Annotated in this window: 21 protein-coding genes; 11 read left to right on the top strand and 10 right to left on the bottom strand. The window is 59.0% G+C overall.

What is annotated here, in order from left to right:
• Positions 1-98 precede the first annotated feature (98 nt).
• Entirely contained in the window at positions 99-1313 is a 1215-nt protein-coding gene (locus E5K02_RS13915) for an NAD(P)-dependent oxidoreductase (RefSeq protein ID WP_135395473.1), read from the top strand.
• A 71-nt stretch (positions 1314-1384) separates the two neighbouring features.
• Here the strand turns inward: E5K02_RS13915 and E5K02_RS13910 are convergent, their stop codons facing one another.
• The 4 genes from E5K02_RS13910 to E5K02_RS13895 form a co-directional block, all read right to left on the bottom strand.
• Positions 1385-2221 carry a DUF1206 domain-containing protein gene (locus tag E5K02_RS13910; RefSeq protein WP_167856400.1) on the bottom strand — a complete coding sequence of 279 codons (837 nt, stop codon included), beginning with the start codon at positions 2219-2221 and terminating at the stop codon, positions 1385-1387.
• Between the two features lie 61 nt (positions 2222-2282).
• Positions 2283-2861: a DNA-binding protein gene (locus E5K02_RS13905; RefSeq protein ID WP_135395469.1), complete on the bottom strand. Its 579-nt coding sequence runs from the start codon at positions 2859-2861 to the stop codon at positions 2283-2285.
• A 158-nt stretch (positions 2862-3019) separates the two neighbouring features.
• Complete coding sequence (locus E5K02_RS13900) at positions 3020-3607, bottom strand: hypothetical protein (protein WP_135395468.1); 588 nt, start codon at positions 3605-3607, stop codon at positions 3020-3022.
• 33 nt (positions 3608-3640) lie between these two features.
• Complete coding sequence (locus tag E5K02_RS13895; protein ID WP_240737279.1) at positions 3641-4414, bottom strand: hypothetical protein; 774 nt, start codon at positions 4412-4414, stop codon at positions 3641-3643.
• A gap of 160 nt (positions 4415-4574) precedes the next feature.
• Here E5K02_RS13895 and E5K02_RS13890 point away from each other — a divergent pair, with 160 nt between their 5' ends.
• Entirely contained in the window at positions 4575-6107 is a 1533-nt protein-coding gene (locus E5K02_RS13890; RefSeq protein ID WP_135395466.1) for a hypothetical protein, read from the top strand.
• Positions 6108-6180: 73 nt separating this feature from the next.
• On the opposite strand, the gene E5K02_RS13885 is transcribed toward E5K02_RS13890, so the two are convergent.
• Positions 6181-6459, bottom strand: a complete 279-nt coding sequence (locus E5K02_RS13885) for a hypothetical protein (protein WP_206025959.1) — start codon at positions 6457-6459, stop codon at positions 6181-6183.
• 173 nt (positions 6460-6632) lie between these two features.
• Here E5K02_RS13885 and E5K02_RS13880 point away from each other — a divergent pair, with 173 nt between their 5' ends.
• On the top strand, positions 6633-7076 hold the full coding sequence (locus E5K02_RS13880) for a DUF6799 domain-containing protein (RefSeq protein WP_167856399.1): 444 nt from the start codon (positions 6633-6635) through the stop codon (positions 7074-7076).
• A 12-nt stretch (positions 7077-7088) separates the two neighbouring features.
• Here the strand turns inward: E5K02_RS13880 and E5K02_RS13875 are convergent, their stop codons facing one another.
• Entirely contained in the window at positions 7089-8978 is a 1890-nt protein-coding gene (locus E5K02_RS13875; protein ID WP_135395462.1) for a WG repeat-containing protein, read from the bottom strand.
• Between the two features lie 138 nt (positions 8979-9116).
• On the opposite strand from E5K02_RS13875, the gene E5K02_RS13870 reads away from it, so the two are divergent.
• Positions 9117-9518 (top strand): hypothetical protein, encoded by a 402-nt coding sequence (locus E5K02_RS13870; RefSeq protein ID WP_135395460.1) that lies wholly within the window; start codon positions 9117-9119, stop codon positions 9516-9518.
• A gap of 142 nt (positions 9519-9660) precedes the next feature.
• A complete protein-coding gene (locus E5K02_RS13865; RefSeq protein ID WP_135395458.1) occupies positions 9661-10674 on the top strand; it encodes a hypothetical protein in 1014 nt (337 codons plus the stop codon).
• 61 nt (positions 10675-10735) lie between these two features.
• Here E5K02_RS13865 and E5K02_RS13860 read toward each other — a convergent pair whose 3' ends face one another.
• Positions 10736-11239 carry an RlpA-like double-psi beta-barrel domain-containing protein gene (locus E5K02_RS13860; protein ID WP_135395456.1) on the bottom strand — a complete coding sequence of 168 codons (504 nt, stop codon included), beginning with the start codon at positions 11237-11239 and terminating at the stop codon, positions 10736-10738.
• A 323-nt stretch (positions 11240-11562) separates the two neighbouring features.
• On the opposite strand from E5K02_RS13860, the gene E5K02_RS13855 reads away from it, so the two are divergent.
• From E5K02_RS13855 to proC, 4 genes are all read left to right on the top strand, one after another.
• Positions 11563-12756 carry an SMP-30/gluconolactonase/LRE family protein gene (locus E5K02_RS13855; RefSeq protein WP_135395454.1) on the top strand — a complete coding sequence of 398 codons (1194 nt, stop codon included), beginning with the start codon at positions 11563-11565 and terminating at the stop codon, positions 12754-12756.
• A gap of 203 nt (positions 12757-12959) precedes the next feature.
• Positions 12960-15809: a 2-oxoglutarate dehydrogenase E1 component gene (locus E5K02_RS13850; RefSeq protein ID WP_135395452.1), complete on the top strand. Its 2850-nt coding sequence runs from the start codon at positions 12960-12962 to the stop codon at positions 15807-15809.
• A 142-nt stretch (positions 15810-15951) separates the two neighbouring features.
• Complete coding sequence (gene odhB, locus E5K02_RS13845) at positions 15952-17634, top strand: 2-oxoglutarate dehydrogenase complex dihydrolipoyllysine-residue succinyltransferase (protein ID WP_135395450.1); 1683 nt, start codon at positions 15952-15954, stop codon at positions 17632-17634.
• A 131-nt stretch (positions 17635-17765) separates the two neighbouring features.
• Complete coding sequence (proC, locus tag E5K02_RS13840) at positions 17766-18584, top strand: pyrroline-5-carboxylate reductase (RefSeq protein ID WP_135395448.1); 819 nt, start codon at positions 17766-17768, stop codon at positions 18582-18584.
• 239 nt (positions 18585-18823) lie between these two features.
• Here proC and E5K02_RS13835 read toward each other — a convergent pair whose 3' ends face one another.
• Positions 18824-19213, bottom strand: coding sequence for a group III truncated hemoglobin (locus E5K02_RS13835; protein ID WP_135395446.1), 390 nt, complete (start codon positions 19211-19213; stop codon positions 18824-18826).
• 192 nt (positions 19214-19405) lie between these two features.
• A complete protein-coding gene (gene yedA, locus E5K02_RS13830; protein ID WP_135395444.1) occupies positions 19406-20323 on the bottom strand; it encodes a drug/metabolite exporter YedA in 918 nt (305 codons plus the stop codon).
• A gap of 151 nt (positions 20324-20474) precedes the next feature.
• On the opposite strand from yedA, the gene E5K02_RS13825 reads away from it, so the two are divergent.
• On the top strand, positions 20475-22130 hold the full coding sequence (locus E5K02_RS13825; protein WP_135395442.1) for a M1 family metallopeptidase: 1656 nt from the start codon (positions 20475-20477) through the stop codon (positions 22128-22130).
• A 107-nt stretch (positions 22131-22237) separates the two neighbouring features.
• A complete protein-coding gene (locus E5K02_RS13820; protein ID WP_167856398.1) occupies positions 22238-23764 on the top strand; it encodes a dienelactone hydrolase family protein in 1527 nt (508 codons plus the stop codon).
• 270 nt (positions 23765-24034) lie between these two features.
• Here the strand turns inward: E5K02_RS13820 and E5K02_RS13815 are convergent, their stop codons facing one another.
• Positions 24035-24319, bottom strand: coding sequence for a GIY-YIG nuclease family protein (locus E5K02_RS13815; protein WP_135395438.1), 285 nt, complete (start codon positions 24317-24319; stop codon positions 24035-24037).
• Positions 24320-24505: the final 186 nt, after the last annotated feature.

Raw genomic sequence — 24505 nt, 5'->3', positions numbered from 1 at the left:
CAAAGGTAAGATGAAAAGACGAGGCTGCCTTACGGCAAAAGGGCTAGTTTTACCCGAATTCCTTCCTACTCAAGTTGCTACCACCCAACCCCAAACCCATGCGAAAAGTTACCCTTGGCATTATCTGCGAAGGCAAAAATCCGCCGGACAAACGCGTGCCCCTGACCCCGAAGAAGTGCGTGGAAGCCCAAAGCACCTTTCCCGGCCTGACCATCGTGGTGCAGGAAAGCCCCGTGCGCAGCTACTCCGACCAGGAATACCGCGACCTGGGTATTCAGGTCAGCCCCGACATGAGCCAGTGTGACATTCTGATGGGCGTGAAGGAAGTGCCGGTAGCCCAGCTGATTCCGAGTAAGACATACATGTTCTTTTCGCATACCGTGAAAAAGCAGCCCGCTAACCGGGAGCTGCTGCGGGCCATTTTGCAGAAGAACATTACTCTGGTCGACTACGAAATGCTGACCAACGCCACCGGGGAGCGGATTGTGGCCTTCGGGCGCTACGCGGGCATCGTGGGCGCCTACAATGGCCTGTTGACCTATGGCCGCAAGCACGACCTCTACCGCCTCAAGCCCGCCTACCAGTGCGTGGACATGGACGACATGCAGGAAGAGTTTTTCAAGGTGAAAAAGCTGCCGCCCATCAAGATTGCCGTGACGGGCTCGGGCCGGGTGGCCCAGGGCGCGTTGGAGGTGCTCGACCGGATGGGCATCCGCAAGGTCAGCGTGTACGACTATCTGTACCTCGATTTCACCGAGCCCGTGTACGCCCAGTTGCGCAGCTCCGACTACAACGCCCGTATCGACGGCCGGGTGTGGGACACGCCCGACTTTCACCGCCACCCCGAGCTCTACAAGAGTACGTTTGACAAGTTTCTGCCCGTCACCGACCTGCTCATTGCCTGCGCCTACTGGCACCCCACGGCGCCCAAGCTGTTCACCGAAGAAGATACCCGCCAGCCCAACTTCCGCATCAATACCATTGCCGACGTAACCTGCGACGTGAACGGCTCTATTCCGTGCACCAAGCGCAGCAGCAGCATTCAAAACCCGCTCTTCGACTACAACCCCCAGACCGGGGAACTGGAAGAGCCTTGTTCCCGCCCCGGCAACATCACCATGATGGCCGTGGATAACCTGCCCTGCGAGCTGCCCCGCAACGCCTCCCGGGACTTCGGCCGCCAGTTGCTCGACGCCGTGTTTCCCCATCTGCTCAGCGACGATGCCGACGAGGTGATTGAGCGGGCCACCATTGCCCGGGGCGGCCAGCTTACCGAGCGGTACCAGTACCTGAGCGACTACGTGGCGGATTGATACGCCGAATGTGCAACAAAAAGACCCGCTTTCGGCGGGTTTTTTTGTTGGAAGCAATACCAGTACAGGGGCTAAACGCCATTCAGCACGGGGTACTTGGCCTGCACAATCTGGTAGACGCCGTACGCCACCAGTCCCAGGGCCACCACCCCTAGCACCATCGGGCCCATGGAGCTGAGCAGGTCGAAAGCGCCTTCGGTGTCGTTTACTTCGCCGGGGTTGGAATGGCGGGCAGCTTGCACGAAAAAGTAGCCGATAATGGCCATGACAATGCCCCGGGCAGTGTAGCCCACTTGGCCGGTGCGGTACACAACGCGCTGCTGTTCCGCGGGCAGGGAGCTGGCATTTACGTGTTTGGCAAACTTGCCCGAGTAAGCCCGCCAAATCTGGTACAAACCTGTTCCGATGATAAACAAGCCGATGGCGCCCACCAGCCAGGGGCCGTACGACTGCTCCATCAGGGTAGCGACCAACGACTGCTTGGTGTTGCCACTGCCACCCGCGCTACTGACGGACGTGTTTTCCCAGGCTGCTTTGCCCGCGTAGTAGGCCAGAGCCACATAAAATAAGCCGCTGGCCGCGTAGCCGATACGACGGGCAATGCCCTTGGCCCCATTGCCTTTGTTTTCGGTGTCGCGCAGGGCCTGGGTGAAGCGCCAGATAACGTAACCCGCTAGGCCCAGCGCAATCAGGCCCAACAGGAACCGGCCCATGGGCAAGTCCTGAATGGCCTGTACCGCTTGTTGCTTGTCGGTAGTTTTGCCACCCTGCATACCGGTAGCGGCCAGGAGTGCCAAAATTCCCATGGTGAGGTACACTGCACCTTTGGCCGCGAAGCCAAAGCGGGCCAAGGTCCGGATGCCTTGGGATGGAGAAGGATGAGGAAGAGTGGAAGAAATGGATGCCATAGCGGTAGGGTCTGATTGAATTAGACTACCGCTTACGCAGCAGCTATGGTTTAGGTGCAACTCATAGCGGTAACCCATGCAGGCCCAAAATGCCGCTGGAATGAAAAGGGGCTGCCCCACGTTCCAGCAATGCCTGGTTCTGGGGAATGTCGAGGGTCAGAATGGGCTTATGCTGGTGCTGCAGCTGCAGGGTATCGAGCAAGCGCATGAGGTTGCCTTGGGGCGAGATGTAGGGGATGAAGAACTGATCGGCCAGGTCAGCAATTAGCAGATTGCGGATGTCTGCCGTGTCTTGGGTTACGGTACTCTCGTTGGGCTCGAAGGGAGTGATGAAGAGGAGGCGGCCCGCCTCAATTTCCGGCCCGTACTCCATGCGCAAATTGGGCTGAATGCCGCGGCCCAAGGCATAAATGATGGGCTGCTGGGGACCTTGCAACAGGTACCGAAACACCTTTTGCTCCAGCATCGAGTGAAATCCTGATAGCACGCACAGGCCTTGAGCACGTTGCTCCAAGGCCCACAAGTAGGTCAGTGGCTCGACGGTGTCCGGGTATTGTCGGGAACAAAAAAAGGCGGTTTTAGGTAGCTCCAATAAGGTGGCATTGCCCAGCTTACGGAACTCTTCGGGGGCAATAGGCATAGACAGGGGCTATAAATCGGAGCTTCGTAAAGCTGTTGTAATTTTAATAAATTAATATATAATACTGTATATGTGCTATTTGTTTGGTCGCCCTCTCGGCAGCCTGCCACCTGTAAAGTAGAGCCGTTACGCGGCCGTAGCCGCCGCTTGTTGTATGATTACCAATGCGTGGCCGATGCTAGCAGGACGGCTAGTGCTACCACTATAACCCCCATACCGGTACCAAACCCGGCGGCAGCTTTACCCAGCTTTTTCCGTTTGGCCTGCTGCTGGTAGCTTTTCACGTAGGTTGGGTTTTGGAGTAAGGTGGGCTCCGGGGTTACGATATTGCTTCTGCTGGGCACGTTGGCGGCAATGGCAGCCCCGGTAGCAATACCGGCAATCGGTGAAACAACGGTGGCTCCCATCGTGCCCCAGAAAGCCCCGGGCGCTTTAAAGTAGCGGCGGGCATCTCGGGTTCCGCGGGTTCGCGCCTCGGCTTCCGATAGGCTGGCAGGCAGCACGGGCGCGTGGGCTATAACTTCCTTTGTCCCATTGGCAAAGCGAACCATGAAAACCTCGGCGGTGGCAATGCGCAGCGTATCGGCAGCAGCGGCCGGCTCGGCGGCCAGGTAGCTGATATCATTAGGTCGGATGACGAGAACTTTGGCTTTGAGTTCCTGCCCATCCATGCGTAAAATGACATCGTGCTGGGCTTGTAGGCTGGTCGCCAACAGGCTGAAAAGGAAAAGTAAAAGGCAGCGCATAGGGGTGAGAAAAAAGGGTAGTAGGAGTAGGCGTTAGTTTCGGCGCGAATTGAACCCAAACAACAGGCTGAAGCGTGCGCCTCCGTTACCGGGCACCACGGCAAGGTTTACCGGGAAATTGATTCCGTGGGAGCGAAAACTGGTGCCCACAGCCAGAGCTATGCTGGCACTGACCGGACTTAGGTTCGGACCTAAGCCGAACTCCAGGCCTTTGGGGCCTCGGATGCCAATGAGGGCATTCAGGCTGGGAATGAACTTGTTTTGCTCCAGGCCCGCTATCAACGGCACAATTTCCACCAGGCCGGCCGTGCCATTCGGTAAGCGGAAGAGTCGGGTTTCGAACTGCCAGCCGAACTGCGTCAGAAAAGGCTTGACATGGTACTGCGTCTCGGCCTTATTGGCGATACCACCCGTGAGCACCGTGAAGCCGATGCGCGGGCCTCCTAAGTGGACTTCGTCGAAAGCAGGCTCTTCGTCGCCGGGCACCACGGGGCCCGAAGCGGGCGGAACCACGGAAGATAGCGGAGTCGGGGCGGCCGTCGGCTTGCCAAACACTTCCTTGCTGCCATTGGCGTACCGGATCATAAAGACATCGGATTTGCGAACAATAATCAGGGGGCCGTCGAGGTAGTCGAAGCGCTTATAGTGCACTTCCGAGGGCGTGATTTCCAAAACCTTGACCTGGATTTCTTCCCCGTTCTGCTTGGTCAGCAGGTCTTGGGCGTGGGCAGTAAAAGCCAGCAGGAAGCTGATCAGTACCAGAAAAATGCGGGGTAGCATGGTAGGGAGCGTAGAGGTGTGTTGCATACCTGAAAGATGCAGGAAGTTTATGGGTTACTGGTAGCCATCTTATGAGTTTGTAAGACTTTTGATTGTTTGTTTAATATGATATAAGTTGCTGATTTGAAGCAAATTGTAGGAATTATATTTAGACTTTAGAGAATTCTATGCATCTTGAGGCAAGCTCATGGATGACTTACGTACTACCCTCGCCACGTTTTCCGCGGAAGACCGCAAAGATTTCGGCCGCTTCATTCAGCGGCAGCGCAAAAAGCAGAAGGGGCGAATGGACTCGCGCCTGTACGAACTGCTGCTGCACCAAAAAGAGTACAGCACCGAGGAACTGGTGGCGCGCCTGTACCCGGAGGAGCCCAATACGGTAGCCTACTACGCCCTGCGCAAGCGCCTGATGCGCCACATTACCGACTTTCTGCTCCTGCGCCAGCGCCAGCAGGACCCAACTGCCGCTTCTTCCGTGCGCGGGCAGCTCACCCTGGCCCAGTACCTGTTTGAGGCCGGCGTACCCCGCATGGCGTGGCTCACGCTGCGCAAGGCCGAGAAGCTAGCCCAGACCAACGAGCAGTACGAGCTGCTGAACACGATTTATAACCTGCAGATTGCCCAGGCCGAGAGTGAGTATGCCGAAGACCTGGACGACATCATCCGGCGGCGCAACCTGAACAAAAAGGCCGCTGATGAGGAAGAGCGGGCCGGCATTGCGCACAGCCTGATCCGGCAGCGCCTGCGCGAGGCCCGGGTGCGGGGCCGCGCCGGTGAGTCGTTTGATGGCATCATGCAGGAGGTGCTGCGCGAGTACGACCTGCAGGAGGCCTTTGCCCGCCGCCCGTCCTTGCTCTACCGGCTTATGGCCATTGCCCGCAGCTCCATGCTGGCCCGCCGCGACTTTGCCTCGTTTACGCCATTCGTTATCCGGTGCTACAAGCTGATGGAAAAGCGCCACGGCTTTGCGCCGGCCCACCGCTACTACCAGCTCAGCCTGCTCTACATGATTGCGCACGGGCTCTACCGCACGCGCCGCTTCAACGAGTCTATCGAGTACCTGGAGCAGCTGCGCACGGCCCTCTACGCAGGGCCGCGGGGACATTATGCCGACTTTGTACCCAAGTACACGTTTTTGCTGGCGGCCAACTATGCGTTTCTGCGGCGCAATACCGAAAGCATCAAGCTGCTGGAAGAAGCCCTGAAAGGCCGCGACGTCGTGCTGAACCCGCGCGACCAGCTGACGGCCCGGCTGGGGCTGGGCTTTCACTATTTTGCCGAGGGTAAATTTGCCAAAACCAACCAGGTGCTGATTGGCATCGGCCGCTCCGACCGGTGGTGCGAGCAGCAAATGGGCCTGGAGTGGGTGTTCAATAAAAGCCTGGGCGAAATGCTGGTACAGCTGGAAATGGGCAACCCCGACCTGGCCCTGAACCGGTTGCGGGCCATCGAGCGGATTCTGCGCGAGCGGCTCGGCGAGCAGGGCGGCGATTACCATTACGTGCTGAGCTACCTGGCGTTGGTGCGCGAAATAATCGACGACCCGGCGGCCCCCACCCGTCCAGGCTTTGTAGCACGGATGGAAGCCCTACCCGATTTTTTGCCCCTGGAGCGCGAAGACCTGCACGCTATGAGTTTTTATGCCTGGCTCAAGGCCCGCACGCTGTCTAGGCCCTATTACGAAGTCTTGCTGGAGCTCTCGGGTGGAGTGTCGGCATGATCAGGCTTCTGTCAAAAGCAACGGGCCCGTGCTACGCTAGCACGGGCCCGTTGACATTAAAAAGCGGCCGAAACTACTGCTTAGGAGTTTCTTCTACCAGCTTGTCAGCTTCTTTGTTCTGAACGACAGCCGTGTCGCCGGCCTCGGGAGCCATATCGGCTTTCACTTCGCCAGCAGCGTTGCTGGTTGCTTCAGCGGCGTTGTCTACGGCGTTTTCAGTGTTGTTGGCAGCGTCGGTAGCGGCGCTTTCAGCCGTTGCTTCAGCATTCTCCTGGGTTTTCTCCGAGCAGGACGTGGTAGCAAACGTAGCGAAGGCAGCGGCAACAAACAGGGCTTTAAAAGAAGTTTTCATGGCTAAAAAGGGATGTTTAAGGGTTGAATTTTGCCTTCATACGGTCCTTTTTTAAAAGTAACCCAACCTCGCCAGTGAAATGGCAGAAAACTTGCGCTGGGGCGGCTCCGTACCGTAGCACTATTCTTTACTCACCCTGTTCTATTGTGGCGTTCAACACGTTCTTTTCACCCTTGCTCTTGCTAAGTAGCCTGGTGCTGAGCCTTTCAGCCTGGGGGCAAGGCCGCTCCGCGAATGATGGATTTCAGCGGCGGGACGGGGCCATGTACGTTATTCGCAACGGGGTGAAGCGCCCCATGACCCACGACGCGCACTTGCCTAATGGCCGTGTGATTACCCGCGACGGGTTTGTGGTCGCGCGCGACGGGAGCCGCCAAGAGTTAACGGAAGGCCGCGGCTGCAATCTGAGCGGAGCGGTAGTGCCCGTTACTACGGGACCCGGCGGGCAATTGCTGCTGGCCGCCGCCCCTCCGGCTCCGGCGGCCGCTGGCCAAGTAGGGGCAGCGGCATATCTGCAACAATTGCTCATGAGCAACACCAAGCGCCGCGGCTGGGGCTATTATAAAAAAGGCAAGCACGGCAAAGGGCGGGGTAAACATAAAAAACACGACGATTGAAACTCAGGGTCGTTATTCGACCGGGTCTCCGTCCTCGTCGATATAGAACGTGCGCCCGTCTTGCGTAACGCGGGCCTTGCCATCGGCAAAGTCGGTGGCACTGGAGTAGCGCCCGAACGGCTTGGTATCGGGCTCCGTGCTGCTGAGGTAGTCCTTGGTAATGAAGGTGTAGCCATCGGCCAAGCGCACCCGGGCCAGGCCCTGGTGGAAAGAATACGCCTCACGAAAGAGCTTGGGCTTTGAGGCTGGTTCGTCGGGGCCTTCGATATAAAACCAGCCGCGGTAGTCGAGCACGGCCGCGTAGCCTTCCGCAAAATCGAGGGCATTGTAGTAATAGGAGGGAAACTCCTGGCCCTGCTCATCAATAAAGGTGTAGGTATCACCGATGCGGACCCGGGCGTACTTGCCACTGTAGGAGTTTAGCGCGTCGTAGGTAGGGGGTAGCACTTCCTGGCCATCTTCGTCGATGAAGCCGAAAGCTCTGGCCTGTTCTACCACGGCCCGGCCGTCCTGAAAAGGCCCAATAGCTGAGTAACGGGCCGCAACCAGTGTATCTCCGCCGGCCTCGAGCAGGCCCCATTTGCCGCCCTGCGAAAATGATGTTGGCGGCCCCGCCGTTAGCGACTTAATGCCGCTCACAACCAGCGCCAACGCCACTACCCCGGTGCCCAGCGCCGCCAGCCGAGGAAGCCGGCGCCGCCAGGCACGTACTTGGCGAAAGGCAATTTGCGCATCCGAGCGTTTGCCGGGGGCAAAGCCGGGCCGGGGGCTGGCCGTTTCGGTCGCCAGGGGTGGGGCTGTAGGGGCGCCTGCAGTGGCTGGGGCCGTTTGCAGGCGTTGCATCAACTGTTCGAGCTGCTCGATCTTGGCGTCTAATTCCCGGTTACGAGCCTCCGATTCGGCGCGGGAGGCCTGGATGGCGGCATCCAATACCTCCTTCTCCCGATTTTCCACCGCCAGCCGTTCCTGCAAAGCAGCGGCTTCGGGTGCTACTGCCGGGGCTGAGGCGAGCTGTGCGCGTAGTTGGGCAATGCTTTTCTCCCGCTCAGCTTCCCGGGCTTCCATGGCCCGTAGCTGGGCGGCCAGCTGCTGCTGCATGGCGCTCCGCATCCGTTCCAGCTCTTGTTTCTCCTGGTTGCGGGCTGCCAAGGCCGACTCCGTATAGCCATAGGGGGCCGAGTCCAGGTCATCGATATCATCGGCCCCCAACCAGCGCCAGAGCTGCGTTGCTTTTTGCTGCAGAAAATTACTCTTGTCTTGGGCAATGACATCTTCGGCCTCGTCAGCAGCTGAGGTATCACCCGGTTCTTGGTCTGTTGTGGGCGTCTCGGCCGTAAGCTCGGCGGCCAGCTGCTCCAGGTCAGCTTCACTGAGGTCAATTTCCGGGGTTGCCAACTGAGCCAGCCGGCGGGTAAAGCGGCTCGGGTTGGCCAGCAGTTGAAAGTTGTTGGCAGCCGGTACGGCGCTCATGCGCTCCTCCACCTCGGACCCAAACACCACGGGTTCGCCAAATAGCAGCAGGCCGCTGATGAAGTTCAGGTTGGCAATGCCGGGCGGTAGGTGGGGCAGCAGGGCCTGGGCCACGACCGTTTTCTGCTGCACAAACTGTTGGAAAGGATTGTCGGCCTCGGCTTTGCCCGTCAGGGGGCGGCCATCCAGCTGCCAGGCAGCGTGGGTAAAGTCGCGAATGGCCAGCCGGCCCCCGCGCGGTTCGAGTAGCAGAACGGTAATCAGATGGGGGCGAAGTACCACCGCATCCACTTCATCCTCATCCAGGCGCCAGTTGCCCAGCAGCAGGGTAGTGGGGGCGTTAGGCTCGGCCGCCAGGGCTTCTCGAACGGCGTCAAACTGCTCCTGACGGGCTTTATCGGAAAAGGGGGACAGAATGGAAACGTGCAGCATATAAGAGAAAGGCGGCTTGATAAGGCCGAGTAGGAGGTCCGGGCGCTGTGTACGCAAGCTGGTCCGGCTTGGCCGCTTAACTTTTCTGCAAAGAAGCCAGTATAGCAGAATAACTTCTTTTGTTTTTTCGCCCTAGCCATGGATTCAACTGCGCCCACGCCCCAAAATACCCCCACGCCCACGGTTCCGTTGGACGTAACTGACCAGCAAAACTCCGCCCTGCTCGACGATACGCTGGCGCTGCTGAACAATGGTGTACCGGAAAAAGCCGACCAGCGCGGCCTCGGCGAAATTGAACGTTGGGAACAAGTACTGCGCGCCTCAGAGCGTCCCGGTCTGGCCAAAATCATTCAGGAACTGACCACCTTGCGCGAGCAGCTGAGCAGCCCCGGCACGGCCGCCCACGACATTGCCGAAACCCTGGCGACCCTGGGAGCTGAAACCGTGAAAGTGGCCGATGAAACGTCGGATGACTACAGTGGCCCGCTCACCCAGCTCGGCAAATTGCTCATCAAAATGGGTTCTTCACTTTCCCGCTAGTTCAGGATTGCTCCCCAACCAAAAGCCTCCGCCAAACACTGGTGGAGGCTTTTGGTTTTAAGGCGCGCCGGGCAGTGGGCACATGCTGTACCCTAGTCCGGGCCGACGTACTTTTGCGCCTCTTTACTCTTCAGTGCCGCTTATGCCTGCCACCACGCCCGACCTCTCGCTCTACGACCCGTTCACGGGCATGCGCTTTGCCCAGCACTGCTTTCTGTGCGGCACGCCCACTCCGCAGCCTTCCAATTCGGTGCTGGTCTTTGCCGAGTGGCTGCTGGAGCGGTATCAGCTAGCCGATCTGCAGATCAAGCTGCTCGACCAGAGCGTGCTGGCTTACCCCGAACTGCGGATGCCTTGCTGCGCCGAATGCCAGCAGCAGCACGTGGAGCCCTTGGAGCAGACAGTAGCCCGGGCCGTGCAAGCCGGTCCGCAAGCCCTGCGCGCCCTGGACGAAAAAACGCTGTTTCTGTGGCTGGGCAAGATGTTTTACGGCGTAATGCTGCTCGAAATTCTCAACGAGCTGGACCCCTTGGTAAAACCCTTGTACCCGCTGGCCGAAAACACCCAGCTGCTGCGCAAGCTGCAGTGTTTCTTTCAGGTGTTTCAGGCCTTGCGCGTCCCTATTGTGTACGAAGACTTTACCCCGGCCTCCATTTTTGTTCTGGAAACCGCGCCGCTGGAAGACACCATTCCCTTCGAGTACGACGATGATCTGAGCACCATGGCGTTCAGTATCAAGCTCGACGAAACGGTGCTGATCAGCTGCCTGATTGACAATGGTATTCTGCGGCAGGCAATGGGCCGCGTGTATCGGGATGCGCAGCGGCCTTTGCACCCGGTGCAGGTTGCTGAATTCAAAGCCCGGGTGTACTACGGGGCGTATCTGCTAAACGTGGTGCCGGATTATTTCCCACGCCCGGTGCAGCCCGGTGACACTCATCTGGTATTCGATACGCTGATTGATGACGTGACCCGCGAGATTTTCAACCCCTGGGAAAATTCGGCCTACGGCCAATCGTTGCAGGAAATGTGGAAACGGTGGCAGATTCCCTACACCGAGATTATGCGCAACCCCCAACAGCCCCTAAGCTTCTTGTACGACGCGGAGGGCGAGCCGCGCCTTATGGAGCATTGGGAAGGGCTGGCTAGGGAATAAGGCTACCGCAGAAAGGGCAGCAGGCCAGGATTGGGGAAGGCGGACGAGGAAAAAATACAAGTTAGCTGGCGCGCCACCGGGGCTCGACCTTTGTAATCTTAACGTTTTTCCACATTTCGTCGAGGTTTTCCCACTTGGCCGCCAAGATGTCCATGCAGTGGCGGTGCCGACGATTCATCGTGTCGTGGACGATGTACACCCCATCGAGCTTGGGGGAAATACCGCTAACGCGTACGGAGTCACCGTAGTCAAAGTCGCCGCCCCACTTCTTGAGCAGGTCGCGGGACAGGGCCATCCACCGGTCTTTGCTGGAATGTTTGCGGCGGATGCGGGAGTTGTCGGCCGTTACAAAAGGGTCGGAATCAGTCTGCCGAACCTCTGGCTCATAAATGGTGGCCGTTACTCGGTAAACCGGCAGCCGGCGCGGGGGGCGTTTGGCGATAACTGGAGCAGAAACGAAAGCTACCGTGCGTGGGCTAAGATGAGCAACGGTAGAAGGGAGAGCAGCGGAAAACGTGGGCCGCGGGGGGAAGAGAAGGGTCAGTAGGACTAAGGCAATAGACATGACAGTTAGATTCGTGGACTCTTCTTCACACCCGAAGAGAATGGGTTGCCTATGTGGAAGGCGGGCAAGATGGGGTTAACTCTCTAGACGACTAAAAGGTTGCCAAAGGCGGGTATTTGTCAGGGTTAGACGATTAAAACTTATACCAAAGTAATAATAATTATTGTAAAACCAATAAAAAAACCCCTGGTACGGGTAAAAACGGGCTGGAAGCGTGGGATAGGCTAAGACAAGGAGAACCCCGGAAGGACGAAGTCGTAAGCAATAGTGCAGGGGTCTAACCTGTTTTGTTACAAATTACTTTCTAAAAAATACAATCCGGCATGCGTAATCTTTCCCTTTCCCAGCCTAGCCTGCGTCTTTTAACCGGCAGCAGTTTGCTAGCATTCGTGAGTATAGTCGGTTGCTCTTCCCCGAGTAAGCCCGACGGTACGACGGCTGCTTCATCTTCCGATTCGACAGCCGTTGCCGGTTCGGTAACCCCGGCCAACTCGCCGCTGCAGGTAGTGGCGGAGTTTCGCGAACCGCAAATTGTGGGCGTAGCCGTACTGCCCGACGGACGCGTGTTTGGCGACTTTCCGCGCTGGGATGATAACCCGGTAGCTCCCATTGCCGAAATCGGCAAGGATGGCTCGGTGAAGCCTTATCCGGATGCAACGTGGTGTACGTGGAACGAAACGACCCGCAACGAGCCCCAGAAGCACTGGATTTGTCCGCAGAGTGTGTACGCCGATAAAACGGGTATGCTCTGGGTGCTCGACCCGGCTGCGCCCGGCCTGAAGGCCACGGTGCCCGGTGGACCCAAACTGGTCAAGATAGATCCGAAGACCAACCAAGTGGTGCTGAATATCAGCTTTCCCGAAAGCGTCGCTCCGCGCAAATCCTACCTCAACGACGTGCGCATCGACACCGAAAATAAGTATGCCTACATCACCGAGTCGGGGGAAGGTAGCCTGGTAGTTGTGGACCTAAAAACGAGCAAGGCCCGCCGGCTGCTGCCCAAACATGCTTCCATGCTGGCCGATACCACCCTGAATATTAAAGCTGATGGTCATGAAATGATAAACGCGGCTGGTAAGCGGGCCCGTATCAATGCCGATGGCATCGCCTTGAGTCAAGACTTGCAATATCTGTATTGGAAACCCCTGACCAGCTACAAGCTGTACCGTATCAAAACCGACGCTTTGCGTAATGCGGCTTTGTCGGATGCCCAACTAGCTCAGCAAATAGAAGACCTGGGCCAAGTGCCCGCCTGCGACGGAATGGAAATCGATGCGGCCAACAATCTGTATTTGACGGCTTTCGAAGACCACTCTATTAAGCGGCGCACTCCCGCCGGCAAAATTGAAACGGTAGTGCAGGATGAACGCCTGCAGTGGCCCGATACGTTTGCCTTCACTGCCGATGGTACTGTGTATGTAACTACCTCGGCTATCCACAAAACACCAACCTGGAACAAGGGCGTCGGGCGTCAAGACCAGCCGTATCGAATTTTTAAGATGGCAATGCCAAAATAATAAGCCCCTGAAGCGCAAAGCTTTCCGTTAACGCAGGAAAGCTTTGTGCTTTTTTTAGATAGATTGTCTGGCACCAGAAACCGAAATGCATGGTTACCGAAATAAGCTTTTGATAAAGAGCCATATTTGTGTAATCGAATTTAGGTTTTTGCCTTATTGTGAAGCGTAATACATTTACGCCACTTCACCCAGCTCCTTCTTCTATGGACGCTTACTCCTATATCGCCAACGCCCATGGCGACTACATCGACCAGCTCTACAAGGCTTATCAGGCCGACCCCGAATCGGTAGACTTCGGCTGGCGCAAATTCTTTGAAGGCTTTGACTTCTCCCAGCAGTACCCCGCTGAGGGCGAAGCCCAGCCCGCAGGCTCCGGTGTGCTAAGCACCTCGGCCTCTACCGACGGTGCCGGCCCGATCCGGGCCGTGGATACGGTGGCCGCCGACAAGGAAACCCAGGTCAGCAACCTGATTCATGCCTACCGCAGCCGTGGCCACTTGCGCGCCAAAACCAACCCGGTGCGGGAGCGCAAAGACCGCAAAGCCCGCCTCGACATTGCCGACTTCGGGTTGAGCGAAGCCGACTTGGATACCCCGTTTAAAACCGGCGAAGTGCTGGGCCTGGGCACCGGTGCCAAGCTGCGCGACATCATTGCTGCTCTCGAGAAAATCTACACGCGCAGCATCGGCTTTGAGTACATGTACATCCGCGACCCGCAGATCCTGGATTGGTTCCGGGCCAAGGTGGAGAAGGACTCGTTGGCCTTCAACCCCGGCGTAGAGTACAAGAAGCGCATCCTGAAGAAGCTCAACGAGGCTGTGGTCTTCGAGAACTTCCTGCACACCAAATTTCTGGGCCAGAAGCGCTTCTCCCTGGAAGGCGGCGAAACTACCATTCCCGCCCTCGACGCCATTATCAATAAGGCTTCCGAGCTGGGCGTGAATGAGGTGATGATTGGTATGGCCCACCGTGGCCGCCTCAACGTGCTGGCCAACATCATGGGCAAAACCTACGAGCAGATCTTCTCGGAATTCGAGGGGACGGCCGTACCGGATTTGACCATGGGCGACGGCGACGTGAAGTACCACATGGGCTACTCGTCGGAAGTCGACACTGAAGGCGGCCGCAAGGTGAACCTGAAGCTGGCGCCCAACCCGTCGCACCTCGAAGCCGTAAACCCCGTGGTGGAAGGCTTCGTGCGGGCCAAGATTGAGCACCAGTACGGCGGCGACTACCACCAGATTCTGCCCATCCTCATCCACGGCGACGCCGCTCTGGCCGGCCAAGGTATTGGCTACGAAGTGACGCAGATGTCGCAGCTGGAAGGCTACAAGACCGGCGGCACGATTCACTTCGTGATTAACAACCAGGTTGGTTTCACCACTGACTTCGAGGACGCCCGCTCATCCATCTACAGCACGGACCTGGCCAAGATTATCGACGCGCCGGTGCTGCACGTGAACGGCGACGACCCCGAAGCCGTGGTGTTTGCCGTGCGCCTGGCTACCGAGTACCGCCAGCAGTTCCACGCCGATATCTTCATCGATATGGTGTGCTACCGCCGCCACGGCCACAATGAGTCGGATGAGCCCAAGTTCACCCAGCCCACGCTCTACAACATCATCAGCAAGCACCAGAACCCGCGCGAAGTCTACAACGCGACGCTGGTGCAGCGCGGCGACGTGGACGCACAGCTGGCTGCTCAGATGGACAAGGAGTTCCGCGACACCCTGCAGGCCCGCCTCGACATGGTGAAGCAGAAGCCGCTGCCCTACAACTACCAGGCGCTGGAAAACGAGTGGCGTAGTCTGCGCCGCTCCAAGCCCGAGGACTTCGACCAGTCGCCCGAAACCGGCATCAGCGAGGAAATCGTGCAGAAAGTCGGTAAGGCGCTGACCACGCTGCCCGAAGGCTTCCGCCCCCTGAAGCAGATTGAAAAGCTGATGGAGGAGCGCAAGAAGATGTTCTTCGAAACCCGCGTGCTGAACTGGGCTGCTGGCGAGTTGCTGGCCTACGGCTCCTTGCTCAGCGAAAAGCACATTGTGCGCGTCAGCGGGCAGGACGTGCAGCGCGGTACCTTCTCGCACCGTCACGCCGTACTGCACGACGCCGAAACCTCGGCCCCCTACAACTCGCTCAACTACATCGGTGAAGGCCAGGAGAAGCTGAGCATCTACAATTCGCTCCTGAGCGAGTACGCGGTGCTGGGCTTTGAATTCGGCTACGCCATGGCCAACCCCACGGCCCTGGTGATTTGGGAGGCCCAGTTCGGCGACTTCGCCAACGGCGCCCAAACCATGATTGACCAGTTCATCGTATCGAGTGAGAGCAAGTGGCAGCGCATGAACGGCGTAGTGCTGCAGCTGCCCCACGGCTACGAAGGCCAGGGCCCGGAGCACTCCAACGCCCGTCCCGAGCGGTTCCTGCAGCTGGCGGCCGAGAACAACATCATCGTGGCCAACATGACCACGCCGGCCAACTTCTTCCACGCCCTGCGCCGGCAGCTGACCTGGAGCTTCCGCAAGCCCCTGGTGGTAATGTCGCCCAAGTCGATGCTGCGCCACCCACTCTGCGTGTCGCCGGTGGAGGAGTTTACCTCGGGTTCGTTCCGCGAGGTGCTCGGCGACGTGTACGCCGACGCCAAGAAAGTGAAGCGTGTGCTGCTGTGCTCGGGCAAAGTGTACTTCGACTTACTGGAAGAGCAGCGCACCTCGGGCCGCACCGACGTCGCCATCGTGCGCCTGGAGCAGCTGCACCCCTTCCCCAAGAAGCAGCTGGACGCCGAACTGGCCAAGTACCCCAAGGCCAAGCTTTACTGGGTGCAGGAAGAGCCGGAGAACATGGGTTACTGGAATTACCTGCTGCGTTTCATGCGCCGCGAGTTGGAAGACGTTATTGCCCGCAAGCCCTCGGCTTCGCCCGCAACCGGCTACAACAAGGTGCACGTCAAGGAGCAGAAAGACCTAATTGGTCGTGCCTTTGACAAGCCCAAGGAAGCCGTAGCCGACGAGACCATTAAGGAAACGGCGGCCAACGCCCAAAAAACTGACTAGCGGTAGCGCAAACCGGCTTTCCTGCTTAGCTTGCGGGGGCCGGTTTGCTGTGTTCCGTGCGTAGGGCCCTTGCGGTTCTGCGCGGCGCGAAGTCAGTGCTTCGTGCTTTACTTTCACTTGAAACTCTTCTAACTCCCTTCCCATGGGTCTGGAAATTAAAATACCCGCCGTCGGCGAATCCATCACCGAAGTAACCATTGCCAAATGGCTGAAGCAGGACGGCGACACGGTTAAGCGCGACGAAGTTATTGCGGAGCTGGAGTCCGATAAAGCCACGTTTGAGCTGCCCGCCGAAACCGACGGCATCCTGAAGATCAAAGTGGCCGAGGGCGAAACTATCGGCATTGGTACTGCCATTGCCAGCATCGATGGCGACGGTGCCACTGCCGCTCCGGCGGCTCCCGCAGCTCAGCCGCAAGCTGCCGCTGCGCCGGCCGCGGCCCCTGCTGCCGACCCGGTTACCCAAGGTGAGCAGAACCCTCAGGCCAGCAACCAGTCGGGCTACGGCGGGTCGCAGGCTGGCTCGGCCGATACGCCTACGGCCGCGGCCCCCGCTGCTCCCGCCACTGGTGGCGCTACCGTCGAAATGAAGATTCCGGCGGTGGGCGAGTCTATTACCGAAGTAACCGTAGCCAAATGGCTCAAGCCCGACGGAGCCCAGGTGCAGCGCGACGAAGTCATTGCCGAGCTCGAATCGGACAAGGCTACGTTTGAGTTGCCCGCCGAAGGTGCCGGCACCCTGCGCCACGCCGTGAAGGAAGGCGAAACCATCGGCATCGGGGCCACTATTGCCCGCATTGAGGGCGGCAGCGGGGCCGCTAGTGCCGCGCCGGCTCCGGCTGCAGCACCGGCTGCGACGCAAGCGGCCCCGGCGGCGGCTCCCGCTTCGGCCAGCGCCAGCAGCTACGCCACGGGCACGCCTTCGCCGGCGGCAGGCAAGATTCTCGGCGAGAAAGGCATTTCCGCCGCCGACGTACAAGGCTCGGGTCGTGACGGCCGTATTACCAAGGAAGACGCCCTGAACGCCCAGGCCCGTCCGGCGGCGCCAGCTCCGGCCGCTGCTCCGGCTTCGGCTGCCCCCGCTGCCAAGCCCGCGGCGCCAGCGGCTCCGGCTGCCTCAGGCAACCGCAACGTGCGCCGGGAGCGGATGAGCAACCTGCGCAAAACCGTGGCCCGTCGCCTGGTATCGGTGAAAAACGAAACGGCCATGCTCACCACCTTCAACGAGGTGAACATGCAGCCCATCATGGACCTGCGCAACAAGTTCAAAGACAAGTTCAAGGAAAAGCACAGCGTGGGCCTCGGCTTCATGTCGTTCTTTACCAAGGCCGTGTGCGTAGCCCTGAAAGAATGGCCCGCCGTGAATGCCCAGATTGACGGCACCGATATCGTGTACAACGACTTCTGCGACATCAGCATCGCCGTATCGGCCCCCAAAGGCTTGGTAGTGCCCGTGATTCGCAATGCCGAAGAGCTGTCGTTTGATGGCATTGAAAAGGAAATCGTACGCCTGGCTACGCTGGCCCGCGACAACAAGCTGACCATCGAACAGATGACTGGCGGTACGTTCACCATCACCAACGGCGGCGTGTTCGGCTCCATGATGAGCACCCCGATTATTAACGCGCCGCAGTCGGCCATTTTGGGCATGCACAACATCGTGCAGCGCCCCATTGCCGAAAACGGGCAGGTGGTAATTCGGCCCATGATGTATCTGGCCCTGAGCTACGACCACCGCATCATCGACGGCCGTGAGTCGGTGTCGTTCCTGGTGCGCGTGAAAGAGCTGCTGGAAGACCCAACCCGCCTGCTGCTGGGCGTGTAATAGGTAGGACCTACAATCTTAAAAAGGGCGGCTCAGATTTCTGAGTCGCCCTTTTTTATGCTCATAACGCAGCAACCTGAACAAAATCAGCTAGTTTACGCCGCTGCCTTAGGCACTTAACTGGAGTAAGTATGGAAACTACCACAACGAAGATTGCTATTCTAGGGAGTGGCAACATTGGCATTTCACTGGCCAGAGGCCTGGTAAAGGCCGGTATGTCGGCCCCCGAATCAATTACGCTCACCCGCCGTAACGCTGCCGCTTTGCTTCCGCTGGCCCAGGCCGGGTTTCATACCAGCACCGACAATCTGGCGGCGGTAGCAGGAGCCGATATTGTAGTGCTGGCGGTGCTGCCCCAACAACTCAATAAGCTCCTGGACAGCATCAAGAGTGCTATCAGCCCCGACAAGCACCTGCTGATTTCGGTTATTTCCGGGGTTAGCTGCCAGGACATTCGTACCCAGGCGGGGGCCCCGGTGCGCGTAGTACGAGCCATGCCCAACACCGCCATCGGCATTGGCCAATCCATGACTTGCATCGCCAGCGACCAGGATGTGGAAGATGATATTGCCTTGGTGGAAAAGCTGTTCGATACGGTGGGCATGACGGTGCGCATCAATGAAGAGCTCATGACCTCGGCTACGGCCCTGTGCGCCTGCGGGGTGGCCTTCTTCCTGCGCGCTATTCGGGCCGCATCGCAGGGCGGTACCGAAATTGGTTTCCATGCCCACGATGCGCTGAAGATGGCCGCCCAGACGGCTAAAGGCGCGGCCGATTTGCTCTTGCAGCTGGCATCCCACCCCGAGCAGGAAATCGATAAAGTGACCTCGCCCAAAGGTTGTACCATTGCGGGCCTGAATGAAATGGAACACCACGGTTTCAGCTCGGCCATGATCAAAGGCATCCGGTTGTCGGCCGACAAGGCGGGCAAGCTGTACAAGGAAGACTAGGGCGTACAGGCGCTTCATACTGGCCGGTAAGAACCCGGTGGCTGGGCAACCTACGACGTGATGCTTACTCTATAGACCCAAAAAAGCCCGTGCCATGATCGGCACGGGCTTTTTTATGGGCTAAACTTCAGAGTGTGGTGGAGAGCTGAAGTTTGATTGGGTGGGGAGAGTGAAAAGGAGGAACCAGAACAGGATTGCGGAAAAAGGTTGGGTGGGAAAGGAAAGCGGGTGGGAGGGTATTAGTCGACGGGCAGCTCGCGGGTGCGGCTCATGCTGAGGCGGGTGGCCATTTGACGGGCCAGCTTTTTAGCTTCTTCTGCTTTCGAGCCGGCGAAGCATTCTTCGACGGCCGAGGAAAAGAGCTTCAGCCAATGTTCGATGTGGGGGCCGCTGGTAGGCAGGGCTAGTTGCTCGGGTAGGGGCTCACCTTCCTGAGTGCCGTGGCCCAGCAGAGTGCTGCTCCAGTAGCGGTATTGGGTGGTCAGGTAGTGAGGCCAGTGAATCCGGGCGGCGGCACCAAACCGGGCACCCAACAGGGTGTCGTTGGTAGCTTTGGAACACAACGTGTCAACCAAAGTTTTGATGTCACCTTCGGTCCGGATGTCGGGGAGAGTAGCGGATGTTTTCATGAGCAGCAGCTAAGCGTATTGGACTACCAAATACGTAGCGAATTTACGCAGGTTACACGAGTTTCGCTCTATTTTTATGAATATTTATTATAAAAAATAGTAATAAGAGCATGAAAAAACGTTTGCACACGTGCTAAGGCCTTTTAGCAAGTAGTTGGGTATACCCACCAAGCCAAACTCCGTGGGGAGGAGCTAGGCTTTTTTTCGGCCGCCCAGCACGACCAACACGACGGCTGCGACGATAAGCGCCGCGCCGCCGAGCATGCCCACCGTCAGCTGCTCGCCGGCAAAGGCCCAGCCGAGCAGCACGGCTACTACGGGGTTGACGAAAGCGTAGGTGCCCGCCAGAGCCGGCTCTACGGCCCGGAGCAGCCAGATGTAGGCCGAGAAGGCCACGATGGAGCCAAACGTCACCAGGTACGCATAGGCCAGCCAGGATTTGGTGGTCACGGCGCTTAGCTCAAAGCCCGCGGCCTCGCCCCGCACCAGGCCGATCAGCAGCATGGCCCCGCCCCCGCACATCATTTGCATGCCCCCGGCCAGGAAAGGCGAGGAAGCCGCCTGCTTTTTCTTGGAGTACAACGAGCCAATGGCCCACACCAAAGCTGCTACCAGCACCAAAGTAATGCCCACCGCTTCGTGCCCCGGAATAGCCACGTGACTGGCCCCCGGCGTGCGGGCCAGCAAGTACACGCCCACCAAACCCAGGACCAGGCCCAGGGCTACCGAGGGTGTGGGCCGGGCGGCCACCCCGCTTAGCCAGCCCAGCAGAGCCAGAAACATCGGCACGGTGGCTACCAGCAGGGAGGTCATGCCCGAAGGAATGTACTGCTCGCCCAGCGTGACGCCCCCGTTGCCGAAAGACAGCAGGCAGATGCCAATAATAAGGGCCGTGGCCCAGCCCTGCCGGGTAGGAGCGGCCTCGCCCCGCCACCGCATAAAGCCGTAGAGCAGCAGGCCGGCCAGCAGGTAGCGCGACCCGGCCATGAGCAGGGGCGGCATACTGTCGATGGCAAAGCGGATACCCAAATACGTGGAGCCCCAGATGAGGTAGACGATGGCAAAGGCGCCCAGAATGGCAGCCCGGGACGGAGTAGCGGCGGATGGCATGAGCAACGAGTTGAGGCTGTAAACCTACGGCAAACTCGGGCAGGTAGCCACCCGAATCCTGCGGACGTGTACCTTCGGGCTCCGTAGCAGGCGCAACCTCCCCGTAACCGGAGGGTCTGTTTAGTGCCCTAGTTCCTTATTTTTTGCCCTTATGCTCCGAATCCTGGTTATACTGGCCTCTTTGCTGGGCCTGCGCCACGGCTCTAACGCCCAGCTGCTCCAGCCCAAGCCCGACTACACCCGCGCCGACTCGCTGCGTGGCACGCTCACGCCCCTGCGTACCTGCTACGACATCAACTACTACCACCTCGACGTCCGGCTCAACATCGACGATAAGTCGTTAAGCGGCTCGAACCTGTTCCGCTTCACGGCCACCCAGGATTTCACCCGTCTGCAGTTCGACTTGTTTGCCAACCTGACGGTGGAGAAAGTAGTCTACAAGGGTCAGAATTTGGCTTTTACCCGGGAAGCCAATGCCGTGTTTGTCACCTTCGCCCAGCCCGTGCGCAAGGGTAGCCAGGAAGAATTTACGGTGTTCTATTCGGGCAAACCCCGCGTGGCCGAGCGGGCCCCCTGGGACGGTGGCCTGGTGTTTACCAAAGATGCCAACGGCAAGCCCTGGGTAGCCACCGCCGTGCAGGGCCTGGGCGCCAGCGCCTGGTGGCCTACCAAAGACCACCAGGCCGATGAAGTCGACAGCATGCTCATCAGCGTGACGGTGCCCAAGGGGCTGAAAGACGTCTCGAACGGCCGGCTGCGCAAGGTGACCAAGCTCAAGGGCGGGTCCACCCGCTTCGACTGGGCCGTGCGCAACCCCATCAACAACTACGACGTGGCCCTGAACGTGGGCGACTACACCAGTTTCTCGGATTCTTACGCTGGCGAAAAAGGCCGGCTGACGCTAGAATACTGGGTGCTGCAGGAAAACCTGGCCAAGGCCAAAACGCACTTTGCGGCCAATGTGAAGCCCATGCTCAAGTCGCTGGAGTCGTGGTTTGGGCCCTACCCGTTTTACGAGGACGGCTACAAGCTCGTGGATGCGCCCCACCTGGGCATGGAGCACCAGAGCGCCGTGGCCTACGGCAACAAGTACCAGAACGGCTACCTCGGCACCGACCGCTCGGGTACGGGCCTGGGCCTGAAGTGGGATTTTATCATCATCCACGAAAGCGGGCACGAGTGGTTCGGCAACAACATCACCTCTAAGGACATTGCCGATATGTGGATTCACGAGTCGTTCACGACGTATTCGGAGGCCTTGTTTACCGAAAGCCAGTTTGGTAAGCAAGCTGGCCAGGAGTACCTGCACGGGCAGCGCCGCAACATTCAGAACGACGGCTCCATCATCGGGCCCTACGGCGTAAACCGGGAGGGCTCGGGCGACATGTACGACAAGGGTTCCAACCTGCTCAACATGGTGCGCACCATCGTGGACGACGACCAGAAGTGGCGGCAGATCCTGCGGGGGCTGGGCCAGACGTTCTACCACCAAACCGTCACGACCGAGCAGATTGTGGGCTACATCAACCAGCAGAGCGGGAAAAACCTCACCAAGGTATTCGACCAGTACCTGCGCTACCCCGGCATCCCGACCCTGGAAATCCGCCAGGAGAAAGACCAGGTGCTAGTCCGGTGGGTGGCCGACGTGCCCGACTTCGACATGCCCGTGCGGGTACGGGTGAAAGGTGGGCAGTATGGCTTCATTCAGCCCGGTAGCCGTTTTCAGCCCCTCGAGTTGCCCGGCGCTACCAAAGACAACCTCGAAGTCGACACCTTCAACTACTACGTCGGGGTATTGGTGGATTAGGGCGCCGGCATAGGATGTCGACAGTACGTTCTTTTTCCTAGGATATGAGGAATAGAGTGGGGCCTGGGAGTTTGTATCATTGCCCTTCCTTTCATCCGTATTCCTGCATGCTAAAAACGGTTCTACTTCTTTTGCTGTGTTTCTGCACTGCCGCGGCCCAGGCTGCCGGCTTTGCCGACCTCAAGCCCGGCCCGCACCCCGTGGGCTTCCGGGTGGTGCAGCAGTACGATTACGCCCGGGCCTACAAAGGCCGCACCGACGCCGTAACCGGAAAACCCACGACTGGCGAACTGGCCCGCCCCATCCAAACCTTGGTGTGGTACCCGGCCCCGAAAGGCGGGACGCCCCTGCGGTACGCCGATTATCTGCGCACCGAGGCCACCGACGACAATTTCAGCCGAACCGATGCCGAAGCCGCTGCCTTCCTGGCCGATAAGCTGCAGTGGGCCGCCGCCCTAGTAGGCCCGAAGCAAGCCCAGCAGCTCTTTGACCAGCGCATGTGGGCCGTGCGCAACGCCCCGGCCGCCGCGGGCAAGTTTCCGGTGGTGATTTATGCCGCCGGCGGTGGCGGCACGGCCCACGAAGCTGCCGACCTGTGCGAGTACCTCGCCAGCCACGGCTACGTGGTGCTGGCCAGTCGCAGCCTGGGCACGCGCACCAAGAACATGAACTTCGACGCGGAAGGGCTGGACACGCAGGCGCGGGATATCCAGTTTCTGCTCTCCTACGCCCACACCCTGCCCCAGGCCGACATGGCCCACGTGGCCGCCGCGGGCTGGAGCTGGGGCGGCCTGGCCAATGCGCTGGCCGCCACGCAGGACGTGCGCCTCGACGCCATCGTCAGCTTTGATGGAACCAAAGCCCAGGAAGACACCAAACCCGTGTCCCGAGTGCGCCTGACCGTGCCGTGGCTGTACGTGCAGCGCCGCTCCGAATCGGTGCGCGAACTGAGCGCCAAAGGGATGCAAACCACGGGCATCCTGCTGAACGAAGCGACGTATGCCGACCTCTACCACATGGTTATGAACCCGATGGAGCACATCGACTTTTCCACCATCGGCCTGCGCTTTGCCGAGCCAGCGCACTTCACGGAATACTCCCGCGCTGAGGTGGAAGCGGCCTACCACTGGACCTGCCGCTACACCCTCGAATTTCTCAACGCCACCTTGAAAGGTGACGCCGCCGGCCACCAGTTCCTGGGCCGCACGCCCTCCCAGAACGGCGTTCCGGCCCACATGGCCCGCCTCGACCACCTGCCCGCCCGGCCCGGCCCCGTGCCCACGCAGGCCGGCTTCGCGGCGGCCCTGGCCCGGGACGGTTTCGGCCAAGCCCTGGAAATCTACCGCCGGCTGCAGCAGCAGGAGCCCACGTTTGCCTTGTCGGAAGGCGAGCTAAACACATGGGGCTACCAGCTCCTGCGCGAGGCCCACGACGTGCCCGCCGCCGTGGCCATCTTCCGCCTTGGCACCGAACTCTACCCCAACGACGCCAACCTGTTTGACAGCCTGGGCGAAGCCGACGAGAAAAACAACGATGTCCAGTCAGCCATTACCCACTACCGCCGCTCCCTGCAGCTCAACCCCGCCAACCACAACGCCCGGCAGCGCCTCCAGGAATTGGGCCCGCCGCGGTAAGAAAGTGTCCTTGCGAGGCCGAAGGCCGTGGCAATCCGTCCTCTGCGGAGGTAGACACGTCCTTTACCCAGAAACCCTTTTTTCTCTGTCATTGCGAGCAAAGCGAAGCAATCCGTCCTCTGCTGGTGACAAACGCCCTTTACCCACAAAGCCCTTTACTACCGCGTGTAGTAGAGGGCTTTTCACTTAAGGAAGCTCTCTACATTTCAGAGGACGGATTGCTTCGTCCTTCGTCCTCGCAAGGACACGTCTTTTACTAAGACCGAAGACTTACCCCAGCAAGTCAAACAGGTCAATCCATTCTGGATTGAAGGCCTGGATCAGGTCCAACTTCTTTTGCCGGGAGCCGGCTTTGAGCTGCTTCTCCCGCTCAATGGCGGCTTTTACGTCCGTAAACTGCTCCCAGTACACCAGCTTGTGCACGTTGTACTTCTTGGTAAAGCCGGGGTGCAGGCCGCTTTTGTGCTCGTAGACGCGGCGCTGCAGGTCATTGGTCACGCCGATGTAGAGCACGGCGTGGTTGGCATTGGTGAGAATATAGACATAGTAGGGCATAGCTTGTTAAGATAAAGGGCGTTGTGGTGAAAGGGAGTGTGGCGCTTCGCAGAGGACGGATTGCTTCGCAAGCTCGCAATGACACCGGGTTTGCTGAACACATCCGAACAAAACTCACTCATTCACCACTTCACAAATTCGCCGTTCGTACCTTCGCCCCTAGTTGATTCTCACCGAATTCATCGT

The sequence above is a fragment of the Hymenobacter metallicola genome, assembly GCF_004745645.1.
GTDB lineage: Bacteria > Bacteroidota > Bacteroidia > Cytophagales > Hymenobacteraceae > Hymenobacter > Hymenobacter metallicola.
Note: the sequence above shows the minus strand (reverse complement) of the source record. Positions and strands in the feature narration are given on the sequence as shown.